The sequence below is a fragment of the Rubeoparvulum massiliense genome (assembly GCF_001049895.1).
In the GTDB taxonomy this organism is placed as follows: Bacteria; Bacillota; Bacilli; order Rubeoparvulales; family Rubeoparvulaceae; genus Rubeoparvulum; species Rubeoparvulum massiliense.
In genome coordinates this window covers 675,036-686,441 of the sequence record NZ_CVPE01000006.1, presented here as the reverse complement: position 1 = coordinate 686,441, position 11,406 = coordinate 675,036, and the positions used below count along the sequence as shown (strand labels likewise).

Below are 11,406 nucleotides of genomic sequence, written 5' to 3'. Positions count from 1 at the left end.
CATCTCAATGGAGCTCAGGGTGTTATTATTCTATCGAGAGCACTCAACTGGATTCATGCTGATAGCGAAGGTGACGGATCTGCTCATAGATTTTTTGATCAGGAAGGTGTTTAAACATTCCGATCATTGGACGAAGATTGGCCTCGATAATCCAAACCCTCCCATCACCATCGATAGCCAGATCTAGCCCAATACTATGAGTTCGTGGGCAATAGGCTTGTAGCTGTTTTGCTGTTTGGAGTGCAATTTCATCTAAATGTTGGTGAATCTCGACCATCGTAAAATTAGCTTCCAATTGTATGCGTTGGAATGCTTCTTCCAGAGAAAGGACTGTTCCTTTGCTACGGTGGACATTGGTAACAACATAGCCTGTTCCAGCAATCTTCACTGCTTTGCCCGTTACATGCCAAGAACCCATTTCTTGAAGATTGCGCTGTACCATGACCCTGATATCCATAGGACGATTTTCAATTTGAATCAGTGGGATATAGCGTTGAATCAGATAGGTACGTCCGCGAGTCCTTGCTTTAATAAAATTCGCTAGCTCACTTTTCTTTCGAAACCTTTGTATGAGTTGGCCATAGTGGACTTGATACCGTTCATTACCCAATGAAGAGATTTTGATGATCCCTACTCCGCCACTACCGCTTGAAGGCTTGAGCATCACGACTCCGTATTGATTAAGCCAATGGGTGAGGCTTTTATGCGTGAGGAGTTCGGTAGGTGGCAAGGCTGCTTTAAGCAGCGAATTTCGTTGCAGGATTTGATGCTTTTCCCATTTCATTGCATCTGCCAATGGTGGTGTTTCCTCCTTATCTAAGGATGATATGCTCTTGCTGATCGAGGATTCGATTTTGCTCGTCTAATATGAGTACCTTGGGTTGAATCGTTGGAAGTTCGGCTTCATCTACGTAAGCCATACTAAGAATGATTACGCGATCTCCGGGCTGAAAAAGACGGGCAGGCGGGCCGTTTAAACTGATTTCACAGGAGCCTGCTGGTGCAGGAATGGCATATGTTTCCCAACGTACTGCATTGGAAAGATTGGTCACCTGCACCATTTCAAATGGAAGGAGATTGATACGCTCCATCAATGATGAATCAATGGCAATACTGCCTTCATAATCTAACTTTGCTGTTGTTACCGTTCCAAGATGAATTTTCCCCTTACAAATCAAACGTAACATCCCAATGCCTCCTTATCGATGCCCCTTATCCAAATTCATGCACGATGATACATTCTATGAGCATAACTGAGTGAAGGATATCTCCCACCTTACCGAATTTTAAGAAAAAGCGCTGGGGCACGTTAGCATGTTATAATTGATCAAACAAGATTTACAAACAAGACTTTACAAAATGGGGCATCGAAACATGAATGAAACAGTAAAAAAGCAACAGCAGCATTCGAAACAGGGGCATAAGGCAAGGCGACAAAAAAGCAGCCTTCTTCTACTTTTAATAAGTATTCTGTTTTGTACCATTGCGATTGTAAGTGTACTAACATTGATGCAGGAAGAATCTTCGCAAGAGCAACAAAAGACCTTGGAGCAAACCAATACGGGAAATAATAATGTGAGCAATACGAATACGAGCAATACGAATACGAGCAATACAAATCCTGAGATAAAAACACCAACATTAAGAACTAGTGATCATAACAATCCCTCTTCCGAAGGGTGGAATTTGGTTCTGGTCAATCCGTGGCACGCAATTCCCGATGATCTAGATATCACCCTAATACAGCTTAAAAATGGTCAATCTGTTGATGAGCGAATCTATCCTGATCTACAGGAGATGATGGATGATTGCAGAGCAGCAGGCTTGTCCCCAATCATTTGTTCTTCATATCGCACAATGGATAAGCAAGCCAGATTATTTAACAATCAGGTTAAGAATTATCAATCTCAAGGTTATTCCGAAGAGGATGCTGTCATCGAAGCTGGCAAATGGGTAGCAACACCAGGCACCAGTGAGCATCAACTCGGCTTGGCTGTTGATATTGTTGCTGTAAGCAATCAAAATCTTGATCAATCACAAGAGAACACATCGGAGCAACAGTGGCTTATGGAAAACAGCTATAAATACGGCTTTATTCTCCGTTATCCTACTGATAAAAGTGAAATTACTGGAATAGGCTACGAGCCTTGGCATTATAGATTCGTAGGGAAAGAAGTAGCTGCTGAAATCAAAGAAAGAGGAATTTGTCTAGAGGAGTATCTGGAGGCGAAGTAAAAAATAAAGCTCCTCCTTATGATAAACAGTGTTATTATTTCAACTGTCTACCACAAGGGGAGCATATCACTGTATTTGTGAGAGGCTTTTTTAATATCAACCTACTTCTTCACTAATTCGTGACGAGTATTCGTCGTAGTCAATCGCTATCGTTATAAGAGACTACCGCCAAAATAGAAGCGTCGTTCTAGCCATGTGCCATCAATTTTGTCGATACGGACACCGCCGCTTTTCAAAGAATAGGTATGGAGGACCTTACCATTTCCCATGTAAAGTCCTACATGGTACACCTTACCTGTGGTTGGTGAAGTGAAGAACATGATGTCACCTACTTTGAGCTTTGTCCACTTTGTCGTAAGATCATGGCCATATTGCTTCACATAGGTGGCTTGCTTTCGAGAATCCATGGGCAAAACAATACCTGTCACTTGCTTATACGTGTATCGAACAAAGTCAGAGCAATCGAAGGTTGTGGTGGTATAACGATTAGAGCCAAATTCATAGGGGGTTCCTAGATAACGTAGCCCAAATTGTATGAGCTGATTTGTAGTACTACTGCTTTGTATAGCAGTAGCTGCATGACTAGGCATTGGAAATGTGGCCAGGATTCCAAAAAGAACACGAGTACCAGAATCATCTTTTTGAATTTGCTGTTCATTTACATCTCCTCCTTGCCTAGCATTCTAACATGAGTTTTTCTGGTTAAGGGTTGGTAATCCTTACCACTCACCATTATTTAGGAAGAAATATGGAGTATTCTGGATGCTCGAAAATGGAGGAACACGTTAATATTCCTGATAAGTGATACATTTCACGTAAGTAAAAATAAAACAGATATGTAAGAAAAATATTGTTTGAGTTAGGAGAAATTCAGATGATCAATATGGAAATCTTTAGGTGGACTAATATACGTATGAAATGCTATTTCAGGGGAAAACTTATGATGGAGTCAAGACAAGGCAAGATGATCAAAGTTGGATTTTGAACCATAATATACAAAACCAAAGTGTTGTAAAAAGGTTCATGATGCCAGATATTTCTAAAGAAAATAGTGGTTATTTTTCATGCCTTTGCATCACATTGGGTTTGACTTCTCCCATGAAACATAGTATATTAATCGTAGTCAGATAGGGTTCAAATCCAGTATGGAGTTCACCTTGTTTGATAAGTAAATTCAAGGTTTTTGCACGACGAACGTGCAAGGCGTTAGGAGGAAATTGAAAATGCAAGAAGGTATCGTTAAGTGGTTTAATGCAGAAAAAGGCTATGGCTTTATCGCTGTTGAAGGTGGGGACGATGTATTCGTACACTTCTCTGCAATCCAAGGTGATGGCTTCAAAACACTGGATGAGGGCCAACGAGTAAGCTTTGAAATCGTTCAAGGTGAACGCGGACCTCAAGCTGCTAACGTAACTAAACTATAAGCCGAGTTTGAATACTAACGTATAAAACAGCTTCAGAATCATCTGAAGCTGTTTTTTTGACCGCTTTTTTAGGATCAATGAAATAGGGCAGCTATACAGCCGCCCTTATGTTCATCCAGCTCCATTAGGCATATAGTGATGCACCGATAATCACTAACAGGATGAATAGAACCAAGATGAGAGTAAACCCTCCGCCATAACCTCCGCCTCCACAAGCTGACATATCCTTCCCTCCTTTCGCATTTCCACTATCAATTTATGTGGGATTTACCCAATTAGCCATGAGACAAACGCCCAATCCCTAGCCCAAATCTGGGAGTGCTGATTATGTATGAAGGTGATGATGTAGGGGAAGACCTAATCCTACTATGAAGTACAAGCACATCACCAATTAACATAAAGGGTAAAAGGAGTGGATAGAGTGAGACTTCCATTTCAACCAGACCGGGTTTTCTTTGAGCCAGCCAGCTTAGAGTATCCCTTAGGGAAGGAGCTCTACCAATACTTCCGTAAGCTCAATATCCCCATTCAGAAAACCACCTCGCATAACCAGGTACGAGGAATTCCAGGTGAGACAGAATTAGAACAGTATCGTAATGCAAAACGTACGCTGGTCATCGGTGTACGTCATACCCTCAAATTCGAACCCTCCTTACCTTCAGCTGAATATGCACTTCCTCTTGCTACAGGCTGTATGGGTCACTGTCATTATTGCTATCTTCAGTCCACCATGGGTAAGAAGCCCTATCTTCGGATCTATGTGAACACCGATGAAATCTTGGAACAAGCGGCGAAGTACATCAACGAACGGGCACCAGAGGTGACGCGCTTCGAAGCGGCATGTACCTCAGATCCCTTAAGTCTTGAGCATCTTACTGGTAACTTGGCTAAGGCTATTCAGTTCTTCGCTGAGCAGCCTTTGGGCCGTCTCCGCTTTGTCACGAAGTATCATTGGGTGGAACCATTATTAAGGATTGAACATCAAGGGCATACTCGCTTTCGCTTCAGTATGAATGCTGCCACGATTACGAAGCAGTTCGAGCCCAATACTTCCTCCTTGGAACAGCGTATCGCTGCGGCTAATCAAGTGGCGCAAGCAGGTTATCCACTGGGTTTTATAATTGCCCCGATCTTCCGCTTTCCCGAATGGCGTGACGCTTATACAGAGATGTTCGAGAAAATGGCAGAACAGCTGCAAGCACAGGTGGTGGAACCGATCACCTTCGAATTGATCAGCCATCGCTATACCATGACAGCGAAGAATATTATTCTTCAGCACTATCCCAGGACCTCACTGGAGATGAATGAAGAGGAGCGGGAGAAGAAGTGGGGACGTTATGGACGCGTTAAGTATATGTATCCTAAACAAGATCTACATGAGCTAGAGGAGTTTTTTCGTGGACAGATTCAAGCTTACTTTCCTGAGGCAGTGACTGAGTATTTTACATGAACTTACCTCCACCTACATAAATAGTAGTAAGGCGTAGGGGAGGGGGCGTACCATTGAAGGTGGATGCTGTCTTTGAAGGGGGAGGTGTACGGGGAATCGCATTTGTAGGTGCAGTACAAATGCTAGAGCATGCAGGCTTTCATTGGCATCGTTTGGCTGGAACCAGTTCAGGGTCCATTGTGGCAGGCATGTTAGCAGCAGGGTATAACGGGAAAGAACTAGAAAAGATTATGAGCCAATTACAGTTACCACAGCTGCTTAAAAAGGAATGGATTCATTATGTACCCTATCTCGGTAAGAATCTTCGTCTGTTGGTCAAGAAGGGTATCTATAAGGGAACTGGCTTAGAGAATTGGCTTAATCAGCATCTAATGCACAAGGGAATCCAGACATTTGCCGATCTACCACCTGATCGATTGAAGGTGATCATCTCCAATATTTCTACTCAGCAAATGATGGTCTGGCCAGATGATCTGCTCAAAATAGGGAAGGAACCAGGAGAGATCTCTGTAGCCTTTGCCATTCGCATTAGCTGCGCCCTTCCCTTTTTCTTTGAGCCTGTACCACTAAAACTAGAAGGTCAGGTAAATTGGCTGGTAGATGGAGGAGTGACCAGCAACTACCCCGTTTGGTTATTTGATCAGCCTACGAAGCCTCGTTGGCCAACCTTTGGCTTTCGTGTTGCCACGAAGGGATCAGCGCCCAATTCCACCATGCGTATTACCCACTTCTTCTCCTACATGAAGGCAATTCTCGCCACCATGCGTGATGCACATGATGAACGGTATGTACAGTCCATGGATGCGTTGCGGACCATCTTTATTCCTACAGGTTCGATTCGTGCAACACAGTTTAGCTTGAGTGAGGAGGAGCAGCATTGGCTGATTGAACAGGGGAGGGAAGCAGCGGAACGATTTTTGTTCGACTGGTCTTTTCCAGTTTACCAAGCGCGGCAGGAAGAGCGCTACCGTCCAGTATAAGAAACGCAGAGATGAATATTCACCTCTGCGTTATTTTTTGTTTCCATCAATCACTTTGAAGGGATACTCTTTTGTCCTTTTTCTGCTTCTTGCGACATGCTCCTTGTGAGTATGCGTTTTTTTCTGTTGACGCCGAAGTGCAGCATTATAAGGGTCAGTTTTGTGAAATGGTCGCTTATTCTGACTGCGAAAGATTAAATAGAGCAAGGCGAAGGCAGTGAGGATGGCTGTGATTTGGATAAGGAGAGATTTTGCATCATAGATCAATGTCCAAATCAGTCCGAAAGCAGAGAGAATGAGAAGGATGGCCAAGAAAACTTGATTTTTCTTACCCATACTGTCCAACTCCTTTACTCAGATAACGAATGTATTATCTGCATCATACTCCATTTCCATTTGTCTCATTTTGTTGAATGAGGCGATAGATACCTCTACTTGGTCATCGGTAGGTTCACTAGTGGTTAGATATTGGAGCCAGAGGCCAGGATATCCTAGCCACTGTAATCCTTGGATATCCCGCACTTTATTGGTTAATTGTAAGACCTCATAGGATACACCAAGTACTACAGGAATCAAGAGGATGCGGATCCAGATCCGTTCCCAAGTACTATCCCATTCAAAGAAGGAGTAGATCGCTACACCCACAAGTACACTAAAAATGATGAAGCTACTGCCACAGCGGTAGTGAAGGCGACTTGCTGCTTGGACATTGGCTACGGTCAGATCCTTCCCTGCCTCAAAAGCATTGATCACCTTATGCTCAGCCCCATGATATTGAAAGAGTCGTTTTATAATGGGTGTACGACTGATGGCAAATAGATAGATCAGGAGCAGGATAATTTTGATACCACCCTCAATCAAATTATGAATGACAAAGCTGAGGGGAAAGGTACGAAAGAGATACTCCTCTAGTAAAGCGGGAACCACAGTAAATAAAAGCTTACCAAAGAAGAAGGAAAGAACCCCAACCACAGCAATTCCCAAGATTTCTACCAGTTTTGATGATTCCTGCGGTGTATACTCCTCTTCACCAGGCTCAACGTCATAGCGTTCTGCTGCAAAATTAAGATGCTTTGAGCCGTTGGCACTGGCTTCGATAATCCCAAAAATTCCTCGGAGGAATGGAATTTTTCGCGCTTTGGCATACCAGCCTTTATAACTTTTTTTAGGTAATGAAAAATATTCGATGGACCGATCCTTTCGGCGAATGGCTGTTACTGTAGAATGCTTTCCACCAAACATCACGCCTTCGATGACGGCCTGTCCTCCATACGCTACTGGTTGCTTGGCCAAACGATATCACCAACCTTTTTACTTTAACTATATTTTACTATATCAATAGAAAAATAAACACCCATGAGAGTGTTTTTTCAATGTATAGCTTGATTTTAAAGGATCTGTTCTAAATATTGAAGAGCACTTTTCGCTTGAACGACTCCTGCTCCCTGTCGTAGGTGGCTCATGTGGGGGAGAGGATGGGCTGTTCGTTTTAAAATATGCAGCGCTTCCTGTGAGGTTAGCTTGGGATAGCGAGCACAGAGTAGAGCGATTACACCTGACACATGGGCAGCCGCCATGGAGGTACCGCTCAGCGTTTGATAGCGATGATGACGCCAGGTGGAGATAATTCCTTCTCCAGGAGCAGCAAGATCTACCTGTCCGCCAAAGCTTGAGAAGGTTGAGATGGTATGCTGTTGATTCATGGAGGTTACGGTGATGGTCTCTGGGTAACGGGCAGGATAATCCACTCCTTGTCGCCCTGTGTTACCAGCAGCGGTTACCATGATCATCCCATTTTGATAAGCAGCACGGATGGCTTGATGCATGGAAGCCTGTGTCCGTTCAAAACCAAAGCTCATGTTTAGGATCTTAATACGATGACGAATGGCATATTCAATGCTTGCAATAATGTCTGAGGTAAAAGCCATGCCTTGATCATTAAATGCCTTCAAGGGGATGAGGGGAAAGCCACGGGCAACACCAAAGCTATCGCGAGGACCACGCTTTGCTGCAATGATACCTGCTACATGGGTGCCATGACCATTATCATCATAGGTTCTTCCATGGGGAGTGACAAAATTTCGTCCCCATTTGCGTAGGACGGTTAAATCTCGATGTGAGCTGATACCCGTATCGATGACGCCGATTTTGGGGCGATAAGGTAATTGATTGATAGGTAATGAGAGGGCATCGATGGCTTTCAGATTCCATAGGGGGTCTTGATTTTGCGCGCCTCCTGACCGGATCGGTGCATGATGAACAGGCTGGTCGAGCTCCACCACGCCAACCTCTGCATGCTTGCGAATCAGACGTAAGAGACTCTCTTCCTTCACAGGTAGGAGGATCATATTGAAATAGAAATAAGGCTTATAGCCGATTCGCGCAGTTTGTAGTGCATGACAGCATTCCTGATAAAGGGAGCGCTGTGGAACATGGAGAATAATTCGTGTACTCTGTGTTGCAAAATTCTTTTGTCCAATACGACAAAGCAATGAAGGCAGTTGTTCGATAAGCGCCTACCTCCCCTAGTACTTCATGTATGGTACAGGGTATGTAGGGGTGAATGAATGTGTGACAAACCTGTGAACACAAGCCTTTATGTCTTTTTTGTGAAGGTAAATCCTGATAAGATATACAGGTGAGTGGAAGGAGGTGACAAGATGAAAAAAGTATTGCTTACCTGTTTTGCCCTCATTCTTTCCATCGGACTGTTATCAGCCTGTTCCTCTGGCGGAGATAAAGCAACAGATGCTCCACAAACTGAGACTTCAGCTCCTGCAACAGCACTCGATGGTGAAAAATTGGTAAAAGGCAGTTCTTGCCTTGGTTGTCACGGTGGTAACTTAGAAGGTCAAGGTGCTATGCCAGCCTTGAATGATGTAGGCTCTCGTCTCTCTCAAGATGAAATTTACCAAGTCATTCGTGATGGTCGTGGTGCGATGCCTGCTCAAAAAGGTAATTTCACTGATGAAGAGCTACAAGCAATGGCTGCATGGCTCGCAGAGCAAAAGTAAAAATATATTGCATAGAACGAAGACCAAGGTGGCTACTTTGGTCTTTCTTCATCTTCAGGAACTCTGTTATTTCCAACAGTAAATATGATACAATACATTCCATATAGGGAGGATGTGATGCTATGAAACTATTCCTATTACATGGTCCTAATCTCAACCTACTTAGCATACGAGAACCAGAGGTGTATGGGAGCATAACGCTGGATGAGATCAACCAGCATATGCTCCATGTAGGAATCCAACATGATGTGGAGATTATCCCATTTCAGACCAACCATGAGGGTGAAATGATCGAGATGATTCATCATGCTCATGAGGAAGCAGACGGAATAATTATTAATCCAGGAGCATGGACACACTATAATTATGCCATTCGTGATGCACTAGCCAGTATCAATACCCCTACCGTAGAAGTACATATCAGTAATATTTATCAACGGGAATCATTCCGTCATCAGTCGGTGATTGCGCCTGTGGTGATAGGACAGATTAGTGGAATGGGTTGGTATGGCTATGAATTAGCCCTCTTAGCATTGCTACATCACCTCCGTACGCAAAGATAGAGCAGGAAGAATTGAGAGGAGTGGAAGAGCTTGAATCAACGTGTTGTAAAATTACGCAAGGTTCTAGATAAACACAATCTAGATGCATTATTGGCTTATAGTCCATATAACCGCCGTTATCTCTCCTATTTCACAGGAACAGCGGGTTATGTGGTCATTACGAAGCAGGATGCTGTCTTCATAACTGACTTCCGCTATGTGGAACAAGCGAAGCAACAATGTCAGGGATTTTCCATCGTCAATCATGAAGGAAAAGTTTTCGAAACTGTCGCAGAGGTTCTTAAAAAGAATCAAGCAGTCAATGTGGGCTTCGAGCAGAACCATGTCACCTATGGGGAGTACCAAACCCTCGTTGAAAAACTGGCTGGCTTTACCTTAACTCCCACCAGCAACCTGGTGGAAGAGCTACGGATGTTTAAGGATGAAGAGGAGCTTCAACTGATCCGTCATGCTGCCAAAATCGCCGACGATGCATTCGCCCATCTGCTAACATGGATTAAGCCTGGCATGACGGAGATTGAAGTGAAGAATGAATTGGAATTTACCATGCGGAAGTTGGGAGCCTCTGGTGCTTCATTTGACACCATTGTCGCTTCTGGTCTGCGCTCTGCTTTACCACATGGTGTGGCATCCAAGAAGGTTATCGAAAAAGGGGATATGATCACCATCGATTTTGGTGCCATTTATGAGGGATATATCTCTGATGTGACCCGTACCTTCGCCATCGGCGAGCCTGGGGAAGAATTACGTAAGATCTATGAAATTGTTCGTCAAGCACAATTAGCAGGGGTCGAGCAGATTCGGGCGGGCATGACCGGGAAAGAAGCAGACGCCATCTGCCGAACGATCATTGATGAAGCAGGCTATGGTGAATACTTTGGTCATAGTACAGGGCATGCCATTGGTCTTGAGGTCCATGAAGGTCCCGGGTTATCCTTCCGCTCCGAAGTTGAGCTTCAACCTGGCATGGTGGTAACCGTCGAACCAGGGATCTATGTTCCAGGTGTTGGCGGTGTACGGATCGAAGATGATATTGTGATTACAAAGGACGGGAACGAGATCATTGTTCATTCTCCCAAGGAATTGATTGTCCTCGATTAAAAAACAGGGTATATTAAAAGATGGAACTTGATCAGACAGGAGGAACGGTATGATTACTTCTAATGATTTTCGTACAGGATTAACGATTGAAATGGATGGCATGCCATGGCAGGTCGTCGAATTTCAACACGTAAAACCAGGGAAAGGTGCTGCTTTTGTTCGTTCCAAGCTACGCAATTTAAAGACGGGGCAATTACAAGAGAAAACCTTCCGTGCGGGTGAAAAATTGGAGCAAGCTACAGTTGAGACGTATAAGTATCAATACTTATACAGTGCCGGTGATGTATTCACCTTTATGAATATGGAGAGCTATGAGCAGATTGAATTAAATCGTGCTCAAATCGAAGAAGAATTGAACTTCCTCAAGGAGAATATGGAAGTGAAGGTAATGACCTATAAGGGTGAAATGCTCGGAATCGAATTACCAAACACCGTCGAGTTGGAAGTGGTTGAGACAGAACCTGGTATTAAAGGTGATACCGCTACTGGTGGTTCAAAACCAGCAACGACTGATACAGGTTATAAACTTCAAGTTCCCTTCTTTGTTAACGTCGGTGATATTCTCCTTATTGATACTCGTACAGGCGAATATGTCTCCCGTGCAAACAAATAGTAATATCCGTAGCATTGCTGAAAAAC

Annotated in this window: 15 protein-coding genes; 8 read left to right on the top strand and 7 right to left on the bottom strand. The window is 43.7% G+C overall.

Going from position 1 to position 11,406, the window contains the following annotated elements; translation table 11 throughout:
* Window positions 1–43: 43 nt before the first annotated feature.
* Window positions 44–796, bottom strand: a complete 753-nt coding sequence (locus BN1691_RS11095) for a YheC/YheD family protein (RefSeq protein ID WP_048602275.1) — start codon at window positions 794–796, stop codon at window positions 44–46.
* A gap of 16 nt (window positions 797–812) precedes the next feature.
* A complete protein-coding gene (gene panD, locus BN1691_RS11090) occupies window positions 813–1,187 on the bottom strand; it encodes an aspartate 1-decarboxylase (protein ID WP_048602274.1) in 375 nt (124 codons plus the stop codon).
* A gap of 187 nt (window positions 1,188–1,374) precedes the next feature.
* On the opposite strand from panD, the gene BN1691_RS13925 reads away from it, so the two are divergent.
* Window positions 1,375–2,235 carry a M15 family metallopeptidase gene (locus BN1691_RS13925; protein WP_053083755.1) on the top strand — a complete coding sequence of 287 codons (861 nt, stop codon included), beginning with the start codon at window positions 1,375–1,377 and terminating at the stop codon, window positions 2,233–2,235.
* 152 nt (window positions 2,236–2,387) lie between these two features.
* Here BN1691_RS13925 and BN1691_RS14190 read toward each other — a convergent pair whose 3' ends face one another.
* Window positions 2,388–2,825, bottom strand: a complete 438-nt coding sequence (locus tag BN1691_RS14190; protein WP_076850181.1) for a C40 family peptidase — start codon at window positions 2,823–2,825, stop codon at window positions 2,388–2,390.
* A gap of 633 nt (window positions 2,826–3,458) precedes the next feature.
* On the opposite strand from BN1691_RS14190, the gene BN1691_RS11075 reads away from it, so the two are divergent.
* Window positions 3,459–3,659, top strand: coding sequence for a cold-shock protein (locus BN1691_RS11075; protein WP_048602273.1), 201 nt, complete (start codon window positions 3,459–3,461; stop codon window positions 3,657–3,659).
* A gap of 124 nt (window positions 3,660–3,783) precedes the next feature.
* Here the strand turns inward: BN1691_RS11075 and BN1691_RS14185 are convergent, their stop codons facing one another.
* Window positions 3,784–3,882: a YjcZ family sporulation protein gene (locus BN1691_RS14185; protein WP_076850180.1), complete on the bottom strand. Its 99-nt coding sequence runs from the start codon at window positions 3,880–3,882 to the stop codon at window positions 3,784–3,786.
* Between the two features lie 198 nt (window positions 3,883–4,080).
* Between BN1691_RS14185 and splB the strand changes: the two genes are divergently transcribed.
* Together splB and BN1691_RS11065 are read left to right on the top strand one after the other, a co-directional pair.
* The gene (splB, locus tag BN1691_RS11070) at window positions 4,081–5,109 is read left to right on the top strand and encodes a spore photoproduct lyase (protein WP_231638397.1); all 1,029 of its coding nucleotides are present in this window, start codon (window positions 4,081–4,083) and stop codon (window positions 5,107–5,109) included.
* Between the two features lie 59 nt (window positions 5,110–5,168).
* Window positions 5,169–6,089: a patatin-like phospholipase family protein gene (locus BN1691_RS11065; RefSeq protein WP_231638422.1), complete on the top strand. Its 921-nt coding sequence runs from the start codon at window positions 5,169–5,171 to the stop codon at window positions 6,087–6,089.
* A 30-nt stretch (window positions 6,090–6,119) separates the two neighbouring features.
* Here the strand turns inward: BN1691_RS11065 and BN1691_RS11060 are convergent, their stop codons facing one another.
* The 3 genes from BN1691_RS11060 to BN1691_RS11050 form a co-directional block, all read right to left on the bottom strand.
* Entirely contained in the window at window positions 6,120–6,425 is a 306-nt protein-coding gene (locus tag BN1691_RS11060) for a hypothetical protein (protein WP_048602270.1), read from the bottom strand.
* A gap of 18 nt (window positions 6,426–6,443) precedes the next feature.
* Complete coding sequence (locus BN1691_RS11055) at window positions 6,444–7,382, bottom strand: DUF1385 domain-containing protein (RefSeq protein ID WP_048602269.1); 939 nt, start codon at window positions 7,380–7,382, stop codon at window positions 6,444–6,446.
* A 95-nt stretch (window positions 7,383–7,477) separates the two neighbouring features.
* Window positions 7,478–8,581 carry a S8 family peptidase gene (locus BN1691_RS11050; protein WP_048602268.1) on the bottom strand — a complete coding sequence of 368 codons (1,104 nt, stop codon included), beginning with the start codon at window positions 8,579–8,581 and terminating at the stop codon, window positions 7,478–7,480.
* A gap of 168 nt (window positions 8,582–8,749) precedes the next feature.
* On the opposite strand from BN1691_RS11050, the gene BN1691_RS11045 reads away from it, so the two are divergent.
* From BN1691_RS11045 to efp, 4 genes are all read left to right on the top strand, one after another.
* On the top strand, window positions 8,750–9,103 hold the full coding sequence (locus tag BN1691_RS11045) for a c-type cytochrome (protein WP_048602267.1): 354 nt from the start codon (window positions 8,750–8,752) through the stop codon (window positions 9,101–9,103).
* Window positions 9,104–9,225: 122 nt separating this feature from the next.
* A complete protein-coding gene (aroQ, locus tag BN1691_RS11040) occupies window positions 9,226–9,666 on the top strand; it encodes a type II 3-dehydroquinate dehydratase (RefSeq protein ID WP_048602266.1) in 441 nt (146 codons plus the stop codon).
* 30 nt (window positions 9,667–9,696) lie between these two features.
* The gene (locus tag BN1691_RS11035; protein WP_048602265.1) at window positions 9,697–10,767 is read left to right on the top strand and encodes a M24 family metallopeptidase; all 1,071 of its coding nucleotides are present in this window, start codon (window positions 9,697–9,699) and stop codon (window positions 10,765–10,767) included.
* Window positions 10,768–10,816: 49 nt separating this feature from the next.
* A complete protein-coding gene (gene efp / locus BN1691_RS11030; RefSeq protein WP_048602264.1) occupies window positions 10,817–11,380 on the top strand; it encodes an elongation factor P in 564 nt (187 codons plus the stop codon).
* Window positions 11,381–11,406 lie beyond the last annotated feature (26 nt).